This is a genomic window from Vibrio sp. 2092, from assembly GCF_033339635.1.
GTDB lineage: Bacteria > Pseudomonadota > Gammaproteobacteria > Enterobacterales > Vibrionaceae > Vibrio > Vibrio alginolyticus.
Genome location: NZ_JAWOUY010000030.1, coordinates 17,530 through 32,895, shown reverse-complemented (window position 1 = coordinate 32,895; position 15,366 = coordinate 17,530). Strand labels below are relative to the sequence as shown.

General features: G+C 44.6%; 18 protein-coding genes. 13 read left to right on the top strand and 5 right to left on the bottom strand.

All coding sequences use genetic code 11. The features are described 5' to 3' along the window. Window positions 1-76 precede the first annotated feature (76 nt). Together R7P80_RS28125 and R7P80_RS28120 are read right to left on the bottom strand one after the other, a co-directional pair. A complete protein-coding gene (locus R7P80_RS28125) occupies window positions 77-673 on the bottom strand; it encodes a tRNA-uridine aminocarboxypropyltransferase (protein WP_031780839.1) in 597 nt (198 codons plus the stop codon). Then, window positions 673-2,223: a COG3650 family protein gene (locus R7P80_RS28120; RefSeq protein WP_191116406.1), complete on the bottom strand. Its 1,551-nt coding sequence runs from the start codon at window positions 2,221-2,223 to the stop codon at window positions 673-675. The genes R7P80_RS28125 and R7P80_RS28120 overlap by 1 nt, the downstream gene beginning before the upstream one ends. A gap of 47 nt (window positions 2,224-2,270) precedes the next feature. Here R7P80_RS28120 and R7P80_RS28115 point away from each other — a divergent pair, with 47 nt between their 5' ends. Beyond that, a complete protein-coding gene (locus R7P80_RS28115) occupies window positions 2,271-2,741 on the top strand; it encodes an EVE domain-containing protein (RefSeq protein WP_005378735.1) in 471 nt (156 codons plus the stop codon). A gap of 50 nt (window positions 2,742-2,791) precedes the next feature. Here R7P80_RS28115 and R7P80_RS28110 read toward each other — a convergent pair whose 3' ends face one another. Both R7P80_RS28110 and R7P80_RS28105 read right to left on the bottom strand, forming a co-directional pair. Continuing rightward, entirely contained in the window at window positions 2,792-3,616 is an 825-nt protein-coding gene (locus R7P80_RS28110) for a Cof-type HAD-IIB family hydrolase (RefSeq protein WP_017636084.1), read from the bottom strand. A gap of 244 nt (window positions 3,617-3,860) precedes the next feature. Further along, window positions 3,861-4,871 carry an alpha/beta fold hydrolase gene (locus R7P80_RS28105; RefSeq protein ID WP_225492179.1) on the bottom strand — a complete coding sequence of 337 codons (1,011 nt, stop codon included), beginning with the start codon at window positions 4,869-4,871 and terminating at the stop codon, window positions 3,861-3,863. A 65-nt stretch (window positions 4,872-4,936) separates the two neighbouring features. On the opposite strand from R7P80_RS28105, the gene rhtB reads away from it, so the two are divergent. From rhtB to R7P80_RS28070, 7 genes are all read left to right on the top strand, one after another. Continuing rightward, entirely contained in the window at window positions 4,937-5,554 is a 618-nt protein-coding gene (rhtB, locus tag R7P80_RS28100) for a homoserine/homoserine lactone efflux protein (RefSeq protein WP_005378732.1), read from the top strand. A gap of 24 nt (window positions 5,555-5,578) precedes the next feature. Next, on the top strand, window positions 5,579-6,802 hold the full coding sequence (locus tag R7P80_RS28095; RefSeq protein WP_017636082.1) for an EAL and HDOD domain-containing protein: 1,224 nt from the start codon (window positions 5,579-5,581) through the stop codon (window positions 6,800-6,802). Between the two features lie 154 nt (window positions 6,803-6,956). Continuing rightward, window positions 6,957-7,292, top strand: coding sequence for a metalloregulator ArsR/SmtB family transcription factor (locus R7P80_RS28090; protein ID WP_005378730.1), 336 nt, complete (start codon window positions 6,957-6,959; stop codon window positions 7,290-7,292). 42 nt (window positions 7,293-7,334) lie between these two features. Then, window positions 7,335-8,336, top strand: a complete 1,002-nt coding sequence (locus tag R7P80_RS28085; protein ID WP_005383630.1) for an ArsJ-associated glyceraldehyde-3-phosphate dehydrogenase — start codon at window positions 7,335-7,337, stop codon at window positions 8,334-8,336. Between the two features lie 12 nt (window positions 8,337-8,348). Continuing rightward, a complete protein-coding gene (locus R7P80_RS28080; protein ID WP_005383629.1) occupies window positions 8,349-8,843 on the top strand; it encodes a cyclin-dependent kinase inhibitor 3 family protein in 495 nt (164 codons plus the stop codon). Window positions 8,844-9,097: 254 nt separating this feature from the next. After that, window positions 9,098-10,315 (top strand): organoarsenical effux MFS transporter ArsJ, encoded by a 1,218-nt coding sequence (arsJ, locus tag R7P80_RS28075; protein WP_005383628.1) that lies wholly within the window; start codon window positions 9,098-9,100, stop codon window positions 10,313-10,315. Between the two features lie 283 nt (window positions 10,316-10,598). Next, entirely contained in the window at window positions 10,599-11,612 is a 1,014-nt protein-coding gene (locus R7P80_RS28070) for an acyltransferase (protein ID WP_213967236.1), read from the top strand. On the opposite strand, the gene R7P80_RS28065 is transcribed toward R7P80_RS28070, so the two are convergent. Beyond that, entirely contained in the window at window positions 11,609-11,938 is a 330-nt protein-coding gene (locus R7P80_RS28065) for a DUF2500 domain-containing protein (RefSeq protein WP_005389668.1), read from the bottom strand. The genes R7P80_RS28070 and R7P80_RS28065 overlap by 4 nt on opposite strands. 94 nt (window positions 11,939-12,032) lie before the next feature. On the opposite strand from R7P80_RS28065, the gene R7P80_RS28060 reads away from it, so the two are divergent. From R7P80_RS28060 to R7P80_RS28040, 5 genes are all read left to right on the top strand, one after another. Further along, complete coding sequence (locus R7P80_RS28060) at window positions 12,033-12,209, top strand: hypothetical protein (protein WP_155490590.1); 177 nt, start codon at window positions 12,033-12,035, stop codon at window positions 12,207-12,209. 56 nt (window positions 12,210-12,265) lie between these two features. Further along, window positions 12,266-12,634 (top strand): hypothetical protein, encoded by a 369-nt coding sequence (locus R7P80_RS28055; protein ID WP_005378717.1) that lies wholly within the window; start codon window positions 12,266-12,268, stop codon window positions 12,632-12,634. 1,081 nt (window positions 12,635-13,715) lie between these two features. Continuing rightward, on the top strand, window positions 13,716-14,336 hold the full coding sequence (locus R7P80_RS28050) for a lysoplasmalogenase (RefSeq protein ID WP_005389670.1): 621 nt from the start codon (window positions 13,716-13,718) through the stop codon (window positions 14,334-14,336). Window positions 14,337-14,405: 69 nt separating this feature from the next. Continuing rightward, on the top strand, window positions 14,406-14,627 hold the full coding sequence (locus tag R7P80_RS28045) for a YecH family metal-binding protein (RefSeq protein WP_005378711.1): 222 nt from the start codon (window positions 14,406-14,408) through the stop codon (window positions 14,625-14,627). 106 nt (window positions 14,628-14,733) lie between these two features. Continuing rightward, on the top strand, window positions 14,734-15,318 hold the full coding sequence (locus R7P80_RS28040; RefSeq protein WP_005389671.1) for a YhgN family NAAT transporter: 585 nt from the start codon (window positions 14,734-14,736) through the stop codon (window positions 15,316-15,318). Window positions 15,319-15,366: the final 48 nt, after the last annotated feature.

The following is a 15,366-nucleotide window of genomic DNA, read 5'->3' as shown; positions in this document are numbered from 1 at the left end:
TCACGTGAAACTTCTTGTCGTAAAAAACGCAGCGTAGGCTGCGTTTTTTGTTTGGTTCTTCTACTGAGCTTAATGGTTAACGCTTAAGAGCGTGTCCACTCTTTTCAGCTTGGAACAGAGCGAGGTAATGGGCAAAAAAGCGCTGCATTTGTTGTTGGTTGTTTTGTTCTCCAAGTTGCCCGAGCAAATGTGCAGCGACTTCAAACGTACACAAATTACCTTGTTGTTGGTTGCGTCGCAGCTGATATTGTGAGTCCGCCGACGCAGACAATCCCATAGTAGGGATACCTTCTAACCAACGGCTCTTATTGATCATCTTGCGCGCCTCTTGCCAGGTGGCATCTAAAATAATAAACAGCGGAGTTTTGGTTTGTTGCTGGCTTTGGAGTACCACATGTTCGAGTGTGATACTTTCTTCACAGGGGAAGAGCAACACCGGATACCGCGATGGATCAGCTAATAGAGTGAGCAATTCTGCTGGTGGCTGTTTGCGATCCCAGATTACTCGCTCAATGCTGAGTTGGCACTGCTCTAGTAGCTGGCCGGTATTAGTATCACGCTTCAGTTCATTCGGATGCATTAACAGCAGGATGTTGTGCTCACTGTTAAGTTTCGGCATTAGCGAGCACATACAATTGAATTGAAAACCGCAGGTTGGACACGGTTGTGACATTACAGACGAACTCCTTCTCGCACCGGGCTTATCCCATCAGAGAACAGACGCACGCCACTGACTTGGTTCGGCGTTGCCGTTGGCGCCATGCTTGGGTTGAGTGGGTAGCTAACCCCAGTGTATTGCATCACGTGTTGAGCCGCTTTAGCTCCGCCACCGCTGACATTAAAAATCAGATCTCGCCAACCATGAGAGGTTTGTTGGCCGAGCATAATCGGGCTTTGCACTAGTGTAATGCGGCTATTAAATCGCCATTCCTTTTCGTGATGTTCAAATATCAGCAATGTACAGCCTCCGGAACCACACCAATCCAACTGTACCAATAGCTCTTCGTTACCATCGCTGTTGAGGTCGTAAGTTAGCCAACGGTATTGGTTATTGTTGGGGGTGGTTTGATGGATAAAGAAGTAGTTGCGCACCGCGGCATCTACTTTTGAATCAAACTCTGCACTAGAAGGGACGTCAGCACTACCGATGGGGTTGTTGGTGCGTTTTTCGGCTAGTTGCATGATGCCTTCATCACGAACGGTGGCAGGATAAAGGACTAAACCACCATCGGCGATTGGGTATACCAAGTTACCGACTTTTTCTTTGGTCGCTTTGAGCTGATTGCCTTCTCGAGTAAACAGTCGCTCTGACATTAGCCTTTGCTGTTGATGATGCGTCATGACAACTTGAACCTGAGACGGACTTAACTGTTGCCAGTAACCACGCTCGATTAATGGTGCTTGTCCATTGGCGTAACGGTATTTTGTTGTGGCGCTGTGGTCTGGGTTTAAGGTCATTTGTACTTCAAAGCCTTGTGATTGGGTTGAGGTCGCGACATAGGTATTAGCCCAGCCAAGCGTTGCATCGACGTTTGCAGCCATACCACAACCTTGATACGTCTCGCCATCATGTTTTAGTGTTGCTTTCCAGCCATATAAAGAATCGCTCATTGTGTCTGAGCAGAGGTTTTCTGTTAAGCGAAGCTCACCACCTTGCAGTTGATAAGTGCGCTGGCGAGGTTGAAGCTGACTGCTGTTAATCGCTAATTTTGTGGTTTGTTTGCCGATTTGCTGGAATGTTAGTCCATTAGCCTCAAAGCTTGCCGACCAAGAAGGCTCATTACCAAACACGCGAGTTGGTTTGTTTGGTTGCTGACAACGGTTTGGGTTTTCCGTTGTGAGGAAGTTCACTTGTTCCACTACAAAGTTAGCATCGAAATCAGCAGAAAACCCATCGATGCCCGGTGGGTTGAGGTGGCCGATAACCTCGCCATACATAGTCTGGTAAGGCTCGTTATTTAACTGAATTGCTCGTTGCATTTGCTGTGGTGATAGTTGCAACCAATATTGCTTGTCGCTGCCACAAGGCATGATGTATTGGCTCTCGTGACCGACGATCACTTTTCCGCGTAGCATAAAAGTTTGAGGTTGAATGGTTTCAGGCTTATCTAAGGTTGCTGGTGGAGAGGTTGGGTCAGCAGCACCAGATTGTGGCGGCTGTGAACTACATGCTTGCAGAACCAGCAGGGTGGCAAGCGCCACTGGGTTTTTCAAAGCCTTCATGTTATATCTTCCTCATTATTGTTACTCAATCGGCATCGGATGGCATTATGGCATATTGGTTATTTAAAACTGAACCAGATACCTTTTCTATTGACACGCTTCGAACCCAAAAGGTTTCATGTTGGGAGGGAGTTCGTAATTATCAGGCGCGCAATATGATGCGTGACCAAGTGAAGGTGGGCGATTTAGTCCTGATTTACCACTCTTCTTGTAAACATGTTGGCGTGGCAGGTATTGCTAAAGTTGTGAGAGAAGCCTATCCCGATCATTTCCAATTCGATCCCGAAAGCGATTATTACGATCCAAAGTCAGACCCAGACAACCCGCGTTGGATTATGGTGGATGTAGAGTTTGTACGTAAAACGGCGCGAGTGATTCCGTTGTCGGTGATGAAAGCGATGCCAGAACTTGAGAACATGCCGTTGGTGAAACGTGGAAATCGCTTGTCGATTATGCCCGTGACAGAAGAAGAATGGGACGCGATTCTTGGCAAAGAGAAGCTGCCAAGTCAGCGATAAAAGAAAAGGGCTGCGAATGTGCAGCCCTTCATTATTTGGAGTATTGAAGCTTACAGCAAGTGTTCTTGTAGGTAGTGTGCAACCGCATCTTCCGCATTGCTGCCAATCACTTCATTATTTGGTAGAGCTTTCATCACTTTTTCGTGTGATGTACCCATAACTAGCCCTTTACCTGCCATCGACAGCATTTCTACGTCATTCATGCCATCGCCAAATGCTACGCAGTTTTCTAACGTGAGGTCGAGTTTTTTCGCTACCGCTTCAAGAGCATGGCCTTTAGATACGCCAGCGCTCATTACTTCCAAACACCAAGGCGTTGAAAATGCGATGTTCAGCTTATCACCAAACTGCTCACGTAGTTTGTTTTCAAATACGACCAAACGTTCGTGGTCTTCTCCTGGATGCGTGAAGAAAACTTTCGCAATACCGTCAGTTGGGGCGTGGTCTTCATCAAATAAGACGTAAGTGAATTCATCGTGGAAGTCACGTAACGTTTCATCATCCTTGTTCATCAACCAGCTATCATTTTGATACATGTGAATAAGTATTTCTTGATCATGTTTGATCGTGTCGATCACGCCTTGTACCAGTTCCGCAGGGACATTCTCGCTGTACATTAGCTGATCTTCCTGGTCATGCACTCGGGCACCATTCGACGTGATCATATAAGCTGGAATGCCAACTTGGCGACGGATGCTCGCAACGTCTACGTGGTGACGGCCGGTTGCAAAGACAAAGGTATAACCCTTTTCATGCAGCGCTTTTAGCGTCTCTTTTGAGTAAGCACTGAGCTGATGGTTTGGTGCGAGTAACGTGCCATCCAGATCAGAGGCAACGATTTTGGTGATCTCTTTGCAAGGTAGCGATGTGCTCATGAAGTCCTCGTAAACGGTTTGGATAGTGTGGAACAGGTGAATTGCAAACGGAGTACAGCAGACTGACTAGATCGTACTGCTCCGAATGCGGGGGAACTTGGGCTCATAGCACTATGCGGTTAAACACAGTGTCAAAGTAGCCAAGTTCAAGCAGTGTACGCCAAAATGAGGATGAAAAAGAGGGTAAATCGATGTGTAGACATTTCCTCTTTAATCTTAGTCGTGAAATGGTCGCCTAGAGTTCTTATTGTGCTTGTTTGTTTGATGGCGATTTAGGGTCATTCATAAAGCGGAAAATCGCATCGAGCGCTTGATTACGATACTTGTCGGTCTCGAATAAGATTTCATGCTGTGCGCCTTCGATGGAAAGCAGCTCCGCGTGCGGGTTGGTTTTCCGCAATTTATCAATAAAACGCTTTTGCGCGAGGTTGCTAACAATCCGATCGTTTCCGGCTTGGATTAGGATTACTGGTATTTTGACTTGGCGAGTTAATAAAAAGCACTGCTTAGCGGCCATGAGCCCTTGCCAAACCCAGCGAGTGCTTGGCCCACCGACTTGCAGTTCCGGTTTTTCCGTATATAGGTTTCGGAACCATTGGTAGCGGCCGTAACTTTGGCTAAGTGGGTTATCTTCAAAGGGCTTAGGGAAGTAGGCCTGATGTCCTGGTGCATAGCGTGGCAAAGTCGATACCGCTGACATAATTTGTGTGACCGGAATCGCTATTGGTGATAGGTACCATGGCAGGTTAATGCCAAACATGGGCGCACTTAGAATCAAACCAGTAAAAGGGTGTTCTGGGTGAGTTTGCAGGTAACGTGTGGCGATCGCGCCGCCCATAGAGTGCGCGATGATGAAGCATTGTTGATATTCGCTAAGGTCGTGTTTTTTTACGACGATGTCCATATCATCAATATAATCAGTAAAGTCATAGACGTGACCCATATCTGAGTCAGATAATAAACGATCTGATAAACCTTGACCGCGGTGGTCAAAGGAATAGACATCGAAACCTTGGCGGTAGAGATCGTAAAACAGCTCTTGGTATTTCCAGGAAGACTCAATGCGTCCATTTACAATCAGCACGGCTTTTTTATGCTCTGGGTTGGTTAGCTTGCACCAGTAAATGTTCTTTTTCTCAGTCCCTTTAACAAAGCCCTCTTGGCGAGTTTGCCAAAGTGCTGCGATCGGACCACCAATTGCTTGCTCAAATAATGTCTCTTGAGTATAAGTCAAAGGTGAATGGTTAGTCGCCATTAGTTGATTACCTGAAGATACGTTGTTTACGCGATGTATCATCGAAGAATTAGTGAGGAAATGCAATGGATACCCATGTCTGGTTAGCTTATGTAGTAACAGCAATCGTTTTTAGTTTGGCTCCGGGCTCTGGCACGGTGAACTCAATCAGTAATGGTTTGAGTTACGGTACCCGTAAATCACTGGGTGCCATTATTGGCTTACAAATTGGTTTAGTTATCCACATCGCGCTGGTGGGGGCGGGTATTGGTGCGCTTGTCGCGCAGTCAGCAACCGCCTTTTCTGTCATTAAATGGGTTGGTGCCGCTTATCTGGTTTGGTTGGGGATTCAGAAATGGCGCGACACATCAAGCTTAGTCGCAGCTGAAAACCACAACGAGATGTCAGGCACGGCGCTGTTGTACAAGGCAGTGTTAATTAACCTCACCAACCCTAAATCGATTGTTTTTCTGGTGGCGTTGTTCCCGCAGTTTATTGACCCGGCAAAAGACCAAATCACGCAACTGTTGGTGCTTGGCGTCACTACGGTCGTGATTGATGCGTGTGTAATGTTGGGTTACACGAGCTTGGCAGCACAAATGGGACGCTTTATTCGCTCCGATAAAATCATGGGAAAAATAAACAAAGTATTCGGTTCAATGTTCATGGGTTGTGGTGCATTATTAGCAGCTGCAAAGTCATAAGCCATTTATAGGTCCTTCTTTAGCATGAATACAACGTATGTCGCTCGCCAGCCGATCTTTAACCGAAAAAGACAGACGCTGGGTTATGAATTGTTGTTTCGAGACGGGGAGAGTAACGCATACCCTTCACATATTGATTCAAATCGAGCGACATACCGACTGATCGTCGAAAACTTCCTATCACTGGGTACTAACCCAGTGATTGCCTCTTCAAGATGCTTTATTAACTTTCCTCATCAAAGTTTGGTGCGACGTTTGCCGCGCAGTTTGCCGAAAAACAAAATTGTCATCGAAGTGTTGGAAACGTGCCAACCTACGGATGAGCTTCTTGATGCGATTCGTGAGTTTTATCGAGAAGGTTACTTGATCGCTTTGGATGACTTCACCCTAACACCAGAATGGCGCCGTTTTTTGCCATATGTGCATATTGTGAAGCTCGACATTATGGCGATGGGGCTCGAAAAGGCCTGTGAACTTGTCACAACACACCTTGCCAAACGCGTCAAATACCACTTTTTAGCAGAACGTGTTGAAACCGCAGAAGAGTTTGAGCAAGCGAAAGCGGCTGGCTTTAAATTTTTCCAAGGTTATTTTTTTAGCAAGCCACTCGTCTCGCAGACTAAATACGTCAGTCCTGAGCAAGTGTTGGCATTGCAACTGTTTCGTGAAGTTTGTGCTCCTGAGCCTGACTTTACTCGTATCGAGTCCATCATTACGCAAGATGTCGCGTTGTCATATAAATTATTGCGTTTTGTAAATACGCAAGCGCCGAATTTGGCTGTCGAAATCAGCTCTTTTCGTCAGGCATTGATTTATCTTGGCCAGGATAACCTTAAGCAGTTTGTCTCTTTGGTTGTGGCATCGTATATCTCCAGTAACAAGCCTCGAGAGCTGTATCACCTTTCATTGCAACGAGCTCAATTTTGCCAATTGATGTCGCGCTATCAGCCCTTCTCTCACCTCAACGAACAAGGTTTTATGGTTGGTTTGCTGTCGATTCTAGATGCGCTGTTGGATCTTTCGGTGGAATCTTTAGTTAGGCAGTTACCGCTTAGTCATTCAGTACAACAAGCGCTATTACATCGCAAAGGGGTTTATGGTGCACTTATTTCCCTCGAAGAGTGCTACGAGCGTGCCGATTGGTCAGGGGTTGAAAAAATCACGATGCAATTGGGGTTGCCTTTAGAGGAAGTGAAGCTCTCCTTAGGTGAAGCGGTTCGCTGGAGTCAAAGCATCGCGACTGCATAATTTCGTGTCTTATCTTTTATCTCTTTGAATCTCTCTCTTTACAATCAAGCTGTTCGTTAGATGTGAAACTTTTATGACGATGGACGGTTTCCTCTTGACGATATATCTTAATTAAATAAACATATACGCATATCCATATATAGGTATGTTCATTATGCTTCCACATCAGTTTTTTAAGCTGTTATCCGATGAAACACGCGTACGTTGTTTAATGCTCGTGGCCCGTGAAGGTGAAACTTGCGTTGGTGATTTGGCGTTTGCTCTGCAAGAGAGCCAGCCGAAAGTTTCTCGTCATCTTGCTCAGTTACGGTCCAGTGGCATCTTGGTGGATAAACGCCAAGGGCAATGGGTGTATTACGAGTTATCACAGCAATTGCCAGGTTGGATGCGAAAGTTAATTGAAGACTTAGTGGCATCAAACTGTTTGAAGCAGGAATACCAAGACGACATCACACGCTTACACGATAAAAGTCGTGAGGCTTGCTGTTAACAGCGAATAGAGATTCAAGGTAGAAGATTAGAGGGTAAAACTATGACAATTAAAGTAGGAATTAATGGCTTTGGCCGAATTGGTCGCTTAGCGCTGCGAGCGGCATTTGATTGGCCAGAATTGGAGTTTGTGTTAATCAACGATGTCGCAGGTGACGCCGCTACGCTTGGTCACTTATTAGAATTCGATTCAGTGCAAGGTCGTTGGCATCATGGAGTTCAGGTCGAAGGCAGTGAGCTCGTCATCAACGGCAAGCGTGTCGCCACGACTCAACAACGCGATATCGATGCGGTGAACTGGTCTGATTGTGATGTTGTGATTGAAGCGACAGGCGTACATCGCAAAACATCATTCCTAAACAAATACCTAGAGCAAGGCGTGAAACGTGTCGTGGTAAGCGCACCTGTGAAAGAAGAAGGTATCGCGAACATTGTGGTGGGCGTGAACGACCATATTTTCGACCCTGAAAAACATCGTATCGTGACAGCAGCTTCGTGTACGACTAACTGTATCGCACCTGTGGTTAAAGTCATTCATGAGAAATTGGGTATCGAACAATCTTCTTTTACGACCATTCACGACCTGACGAATACGCAAACTATTTTGGATGCGCCACACAAAGATCTACGCCGTGCAAGAGCATGCGGCATGAGCCTTATCCCGACTACGACGGGTAGCGCGAAGGCGATTGTCGAAATTTTCCCAGAATTAAAAGACAAAATTAATGGTCATGCGGTTCGCGTACCTCTAGCAAACGCATCGTTAACAGACATCATTTTTGATGTGAAGCGTGATACCACAGCAGAAGAAGTGAATGCACTGTTAAAAGAAGCATCTGAAGGTGATTTGAAAGGCATCCTTGGCTTCGAAGAGCGTCCTTTAGTTTCTATCGATTATAAAGGCGACCAACGTTCAACCATCGTTGATGCGCAATCAACCATGGTTGTGGGTTCTCGTATGGTTAAGATTTATGCTTGGTACGATAACGAAATGGGTTATGCAACGCGCACAGCAGAGCTGGTTCGTAACGTTGGTTTGGCTTAAAAGGGGGTCACAATGTCTCATCCTACATGGCAATTAGATTTGGACTCCGGTGCTTTAATCTTAACACCGTGCCCAGGAACGAAAGGTGTCGATTTGCATGCGTCGTTAGAACAGTTGAAAGAGCAGGGTGTTCAAGCGGTCGTTACTGCATTAGATGATAGTGAATTAGCTGCGAAGAATGTCTCTGCATTGGGTGAAGCCACTCAGCAACTGGGTATGAAATGGTTCCAGATCGAGATTGAAGACGACTGCGCACCAAATGAAGAATTTGCGACGAAGTGGCAACAAGCCAGTCCGGAACTGCACGCGATTCTTGCTCAAGGTGGCAAAGTTGCGATGCATTGTATGGGTGGTTCGGGGCGCACAGGTTTGTTCGCTGCTCACCTACTCCTAGAAAAGGAATGGCAGTTAGAAGATATCGTGCGAGAAGTGCAGGCATTGCGCCCTGGTGCATTTACAAAACCTGTGCAAGTTGAGTATATCGAACGCGTGGCTCAAGACGCTTGATCAGCTTAAATAGCTTTTGGTTCATTATGATCCAAAAGCTAAATTCGAGCTTCTTCAGGATACGACTGTTTACAAGAAAAGCCATTAATATTAACTAATGCATTGTTTTTAAGGTGTATTTTGCTTTTTATTGATGTTGGGGCATTTTTTGAAAATCACAGCAACACTGTATTGGTCAATGTTGCTGTACAGGTTAGGAAGTATTTAGAACATGATGATCTAAATGCTTCTATCGCTGTACATATGAGGTCAATATGATTTCTCAATTAAGCAAAAGTATTCGTCAGTACATGTTAGTGACGTTTAACTATTGGAACTTTACGGTGACCGATGGCGCACTGCGTATGCTGGTGGTGCTCTATTTTCATGACTTAGGTTATTCCACGTTAGCTATTGCCTCACTGTTTCTTTTCTATGAATTTTTTGGTGTGGTGACAAACCTGGTTGGTGGTTGGTTGGGCGCAAGGTTAGGCCTAAATAAAACCATGAACATTGGTTTAGCGATGCAAGTGTTTGCGTTGCTGATGCTCGCAGTACCAAATGCATGGCTGACCATTCCTTGGGTGATGGCAGCGCAAGCTCTGTCGGGGATTGCCAAAGATCTGAACAAAATGAGTGCTAAGAGCGCGATTAAAACGCTAGTACCAGACGAACAGCAAGGTGCGCTCTACAAATGGGTAGCGATTTTGACTGGCTCGAAGAATGCACTCAAAGGAGCGGGCTTTTTTGTTGGTGGCTTGCTGCTGTCTTGGGTGGGTTTTCAAAACTCGATGTTTATTATGGCGGGTGTACTTACATTAGTGTTTGTTTGCAGCATGATCTGGCTAGAAGCGGACATGGGTAAAGCAAAGAGTAAACCTAAGTTTCGCCAAATATTCTCCAAGTCTGAATCGATAAACATTTTATCCGCAGCACGCATGTTCTTGTTTGGTGCTCGTGATGTGTGGTTTGTCGTTGCTCTGCCTATTTATCTTGGTAGCGTGTTTGGCTGGGATCACTTGTGGGTTGGTAGCTTTCTCGCAGCGTGGGTCATTGCTTATGGGTTTGTGCAAGGCTTTGCGCCGCGTATTACTGGCAAAGCGCAAGGTCGTGTGCCTGATGGTAGTGCAGCATTGGTGTGGGCAGGAATCCTAGCGTTAATTACGGCTGGTATTGCTTATGGTGTGCAAATCGGTTGGCAGCCTGAATTGGTGATTGTGGTAGGTTTGATGATTTTTGGCGCTGTGTTTGCCATTAACTCTTCGCTGCACTCGTACTTGATAGTGAGCTACGCTAAAGGCGATGGCGTCTCGTTGGATGTCGGTTTTTACTACATGGCCAATGCGATGGGACGTTTGATTGGCACGGTATTATCGGGTTGGATCTACCAAGAGGCTGGTCTTGCAGCGTGCTTATGGGTTTCTTTTGCTTTCTTGGCACTGACGACGCTGATTTCAATTAAGTTGCCAAAAGCTGATGTTGCTACTGCGTAACTATCCCCAGTATCGCTATCTGTAGATGGTATAAATGGCTCCAAATCGGAGCCATTTTTGTTTCTTATGCGCCGTTTGCTGTAATCAGATTGTGTCGGTTTGGCATCGAGAGTGAATACTGATGCTTGGTTTTTGGTTCTCGTTAAGTGATTAGAGTGGTGATGAAATCCCCGTTGTAGGTCATTGTTGAGTTAAAAATAAGCAAAAACAGATTGTTAACTATTTCACTGGTTGAGATTTACCCTATGCTATAAACGATAAGCGACTCAAAGTAGGGAAAGGTATGAGAGAAAGGGTTCTGTTTTTTGATTTATTGCGCTGCTTCGCAGCGGTAGCAGTGATCGCCATTCACGTCTTGGCACCGTATCGAAATGAGTTAGGAGTGATTCCATTTGACCAATGGCTGACAGCGGTAGGCGTGAATAGCGTAACCCGCTGGGCAGTGCCAGTTTTTATTTTGATCACCGGAGCGCTAATGCTCAGTGACACTCGACCATTTGACGGTAAGTATTATATCAAAAGGCGTTTGGGCAAAGTTTTAGTTCCATTTCTTATTTGGTCGATGTTTTATGCATACCTTTCAGGTTGGACTTCTCAAGGCTTTGATTTTGAAACCGTAAAAGAGGTATTAAGCAATAGCCCATTCCACGCAACGTATTACCATCTCGGCTTTTTCTATTACTTTATACCACTGTATTTTGTGATTCCGCTGTTTCAATGGATGGTACGCAACGTGGATGACAACGTCTTGTATACCTATCTCGCATTTTGGCTTTTCACCAGCACTCTGTTCTTGTTCAAGATTGATGGCCCTTGGAGTAATCAGATGTGGCTTTATATGGGTTACCTTCCACTGGGGTATGTTTTATTTCAAAAGGTACCTTTGAATCGCTCTATGGTGACCTTATTTGTTGGGCTAGGACTCGTGGCGTTGGCAGTGACTTTTACTATGGTTGTGACAAATAGCTTAGAGGCGGAGAAGTATACGGTTGGGCGCTGGCTCTCTTATAAAACACTGAATGTGATTCTAGCGGCTTCGATGATTTTTATGATCGGGCGTTACTTTGGTGAAGGCTTATCAACAAAAGTACAAAAAGTGGTAAGTGTGATCAGTCAGCACAGCTTGGGGATTTACTTACTTCACCCTATTTTCTTATGGCCGATGAAAGAGTTCGGTTGGTACACAGGACATCCTGCGTGGGTGATTCCAGTCTGGATCGTTCTAAGTGGAGCTGGAGCCTTGGCGATGAGCTATCTCTTTTCTCGTTCTGCCAAGACCCGTTGGTTACTGCCTTAACGTTTGATAGCGAAGTGAAGGAACTTGTTGCCGCGATAGGTCAGTGTTCCCTTATCTCCAGGGTTAAGTGCATGGTAGTAATGCACTCCAATTTGGAATTCACGCTTTGGACCGATAGAACCACGTTGAACGTAAATCCAATACTCTTGATCGTCTTGACCTGGTGGTGCGTTTGGGATGTCTATCGCTTGTTTATCTAGAACCGTTACCTGCGCGCTTTGCTCTGGAGCGTCTTCGCCCACATAGTGCTTACTATAAAAACGGAAAAACACCCACGCGCCCAAGGCAATAAGGGCGAATAGGGCGACAATAAGTGAGATTGGCATATTAACCTCCAATGTTTTATCGGGTCCCATTCTACAGAACTCGCTGACGAAACGATGAGTTGAGGTAACTTATTCATAATCTAATGAAAGGGATATGGAGATTATTCGGCGCACTTCACGATTTATCTTAATGATGCACGATGAAATCGTCGCTTCATCTGCAAGCGAAGTCACTAAAGCTGAACGAAGCGGCTTTCACTTGTTAGGCTATATGAGCTCAAGGGCACAAATTGAAAGTAAAATTGCACTTAACGGCTCGAAAAAGCTCTAAATTTATAGAAGAATAAAAATAATGAACATAGGAAGGGTCTGGTAAGGAGGGTTACGATGTCAGATATTGAAAAAGTAGTCATGCGTACCCGAACGATCGAAAAACTTTTGCGTACTCAGTACCATGCAGAAGGGAAAGGGTTGCACCAACTTATTAATAGTTGTGAAGAACGTTTACCGCATGACGTGATAGCAAAGCTTCGATTCATCGCAACCGTGCGTAACAAAGTGGTGCACGAAGACGATTACAAGCTGGATGATCGTAAAGGCTTTATGGCGGCATGTGATGCTTGTGAAAAAGAGCTGACACCAAGAAGCTCTCGCTTTATTTGGCGTACAGCAATTTTGCTAATGACGTTGATTACGCTGGCCGCTCTTGGTTTCTACTATATGCACTGGGATATTTTGTCTAAGCACATTCAGTAGAGCTATACAGATAAATAAAAAAGGACGCATTTGCGTCCTTTTTTATTTTAAATCATTGGGTTAGTACATCATTGGCAGTGTCATTAAACCCACAACCACTGCAATCATAACCAGCCCTTGTTTTTGAGAAGATGAAATCATAACACTACCCCTTAATCTTTGATGAACTCGATGAATTTAATATAGCACTGTTTTTGGGGTTTGATCAACATATGCTAGTTAATCTTTTCAAAAACCACACTTAACTTGTCTGGTTTTACGTGATTCTGACTAATGAAACTATGTTTTTTGTGCTGTATTTAAAGTGTTCACATTGTTTTATTTCTATTCTTTTTTGTTTTAAGTGTATGATTTTATAATACTAAATGGTTTGTGATGTTGGCTTTGTAATTGTTTTTTGTTTCGAATGGTATGTTGGGTGTTTATTTTGTCTGTATTTCTCAAAAATTGAGAAAATTAAAAAATGTGCTATGAGGTTGCATCGTCAAATCGAAAGCATGGAGTGAGATTTTCTTACCTTATGAGAAAATATGGGCTTCAAAAGTGTTTAGTGATTTTATGGTTTATGAAGTCTGCACTTTTATCTGTTATTGAAATTATGGTTTTATTTATCATTGACTTACTTTTCTTGTCTGATGTTTTTTTTACTGAATTAAGGTCGGTTTTCTTAGTTTTTACCCCTAGTCATCAGTAGTTTATCCTCTCTTAAGGCGCTACCAAGACTATTTTCTATTTTGTGTCTGTTATTTATTCTTGTTGCCTGCATTACATACATCCTGGTGGTTTAATCGTCAGTTTGTGAAATGGCGGCTTACCTGGAGCACTTATCTGTTTTTCAGTTAAATAGTTTTAGAAAGCGTTGGTTATTGTGTCGTGTGATTTGATGGGTTCGGCTGATGAGCAAAGCTTGGCCCCAATGTTTAGTGGCATCATTCTGGCTCATCGGCTTTATTATTACGTAGGCTGAGGGTTACAAAATGTTTCGAATCGCTAGCGAGATCCAACTTTCGTAGATTGTGTCTTTACATCAAAACTGGTCTACCTAGACTAGCGGCGAGTTTAAGTAAAAGGTGTATACTGCATGTGGAGTTGGCTGGCGATAGGGCTATCAGGTGTGTATTCCGTGTTGGGAGCAAAGCAAGCTAACCCGACACAATCCCTCGTGTTTAAAATCTTTACTCTGCTACTTCTTCTTGTGTTGGTGTTAACTCAAGGTGCATCCGCAACATATACCTACTGGATTGCGGGTGGGCTTATTGTGTCTATGGTGGCAGATACGCTGCACTCGTTTAAAACTCGTAAGCTAATCTATTTTACGGCTTATCTGGTTGCCCAGGTATGCTACAGCAAGTCATTTTGGGTGCAGCTTAATGGTGAGATTGTCTGGTGGCTGTTGGCCCTGCTGCTTGCAGCGAGTATCGTGGCGTTCTTTTTGTTGCTGCCTCAACTCGACTCTCTGGTATTCCCTGTTGTGATCATGGGGATGATGCTGGTTCAACTTGCTTGGGCAGCCGGTGAAGTTTGGTTACAAGTGCCGAGTTACGCCAATGCTATCGGCTTTAGCGGAACCTTAGTTCTGATCTATTCGGCGCTGGCATACGCGATACACGGTTATCGAAAACCGATGAAACACGCCTATTTGTGGGTGAGTGGTAGTTACTTTTTTGCTCATGCCCTCATTGTTGCCTCAATCATTTACTAATTTAAGTCAAAGCAGCTCTTGAGGATTTCAGTAAACTGAACGCATTGTTCTTGATAACTGGAGTCAATAATGAGTGAAATCCATGCTCACGAGCTGCTAAACCTACTTAGAGAAACACCAATGGATCGCGAAGCCCTCACACAGCACTTTGGCGCTAGCGTTCGCTTTCACACCTGTAAACTGAATGATCTAGACTTAGATGCATTACTAGCATTTTTGCTCAAGCGCGACAAAATTCGTGAGCTTGAAGGTAAGTTTGTGGTCAATATGGCGCGAGTTTGCAATCACTAAACGGCGGCTAAGATCGAGGGTGAATATGGTGTTTTCGCCCTCAGTCATATACTCATGTTGTCAGTTTGCTATACACTGGCCGCCATTTTTTAGGTGAGGCCAGAATATGGACATTCTTTCTGCAGCGACCATGCTGTTTCTAATCATGGACCCTCTCGGTAACTTGCCGATTGTGTTGTCTATTCTCAAACATATCGATCCCAAGCGTCGTCGTAAGGTATTGATTCGTGAACTACTGTTTGCCTTACTGATCTTGATGCTATTTCTGTTTGCAGGACAAAGCATCTTAAGTTTTTTGCATGTCCAGCCAGAAACGCTCAGCATTTCAGGTGGCATTATTCTCTTCATTATTGCGATTAAGATGATTTTCCCGAGTGCTGGCAGCATTACTGGACTGGCAGCAGGCGAGGAGCCCTTTATTGTTCCGATGGCCATTCCTATGATCGCGGGCCCTTCAGTGATTGCAGCCTTGCTTTTACTGTCTTCGCAACATCCAGAGAAAATGTTGGAAATGTCAGCATCAGTCGTAATTGCGTGGGGCGCAACATTTTTTATACTGATGTTTTATGGCTTCTTTAATCGCTTGTTGGGTGAACGTGGCTTGAAGGCGGTAGAACGCTTAATGGGCTTGTTACTGGTGATGATCTCCACTCAAATGTTCTTGGATGGTGTAAAAAGTTACATTGGGTGACGAACGAAACGCAGAAAAAAAGCCGCTCACAAGAGCGGCTTTTTCGTA

Coding starts and splice junctions, on each gene's coding strand:
- R7P80_RS28045 (WP_005378711.1), top strand. CDS start 14,406: ATGAGTGAAATCCATGCTCACGAGCTGCTAAACCTACTTAGAGAAACA.
- R7P80_RS28080 (WP_005383629.1), top strand. CDS start 8,349: ATGTCTCATCCTACATGGCAATTAGATTTGGACTCCGGTGCTTTAATC.
- R7P80_RS28115 (WP_005378735.1), top strand. CDS start 2,271: ATGGCATATTGGTTATTTAAAACTGAACCAGATACCTTTTCTATTGAC.
- R7P80_RS28070 (WP_213967236.1), top strand. CDS start 10,599: ATGAGAGAAAGGGTTCTGTTTTTTGATTTATTGCGCTGCTTCGCAGCG.
- R7P80_RS28095 (WP_017636082.1), top strand. CDS start 5,579: ATGAATACAACGTATGTCGCTCGCCAGCCGATCTTTAACCGAAAAAGA.
- R7P80_RS28065 (WP_005389668.1), bottom strand. CDS start 11,938: ATGCCAATCTCACTTATTGTCGCCCTATTCGCCCTTATTGCCTTGGGC.
- R7P80_RS28040 (WP_005389671.1), top strand. CDS start 14,734: ATGGACATTCTTTCTGCAGCGACCATGCTGTTTCTAATCATGGACCCT.
- R7P80_RS28110 (WP_017636084.1), bottom strand. CDS start 3,616: ATGAGCACATCGCTACCTTGCAAAGAGATCACCAAAATCGTTGCCTCT.
- R7P80_RS28090 (WP_005378730.1), top strand. CDS start 6,957: ATGCTTCCACATCAGTTTTTTAAGCTGTTATCCGATGAAACACGCGTA.
- R7P80_RS28085 (WP_005383630.1), top strand. CDS start 7,335: ATGACAATTAAAGTAGGAATTAATGGCTTTGGCCGAATTGGTCGCTTA.
- arsJ (WP_005383628.1), top strand. CDS start 9,098: ATGATTTCTCAATTAAGCAAAAGTATTCGTCAGTACATGTTAGTGACG.
- R7P80_RS28120 (WP_191116406.1), bottom strand. CDS start 2,223: ATGAAGGCTTTGAAAAACCCAGTGGCGCTTGCCACCCTGCTGGTTCTG.
- rhtB (WP_005378732.1), top strand. CDS start 4,937: ATGGATACCCATGTCTGGTTAGCTTATGTAGTAACAGCAATCGTTTTT.
- R7P80_RS28055 (WP_005378717.1), top strand. CDS start 12,266: ATGTCAGATATTGAAAAAGTAGTCATGCGTACCCGAACGATCGAAAAA.
- R7P80_RS28060 (WP_155490590.1), top strand. CDS start 12,033: ATGGAGATTATTCGGCGCACTTCACGATTTATCTTAATGATGCACGAT.
- R7P80_RS28125 (WP_031780839.1), bottom strand. CDS start 673: ATGTCACAACCGTGTCCAACCTGCGGTTTTCAATTCAATTGTATGTGC.
- R7P80_RS28105 (WP_225492179.1), bottom strand. CDS start 4,871: ATGGCGACTAACCATTCACCTTTGACTTATACTCAAGAGACATTATTT.
- R7P80_RS28050 (WP_005389670.1), top strand. CDS start 13,716: ATGTGGAGTTGGCTGGCGATAGGGCTATCAGGTGTGTATTCCGTGTTG.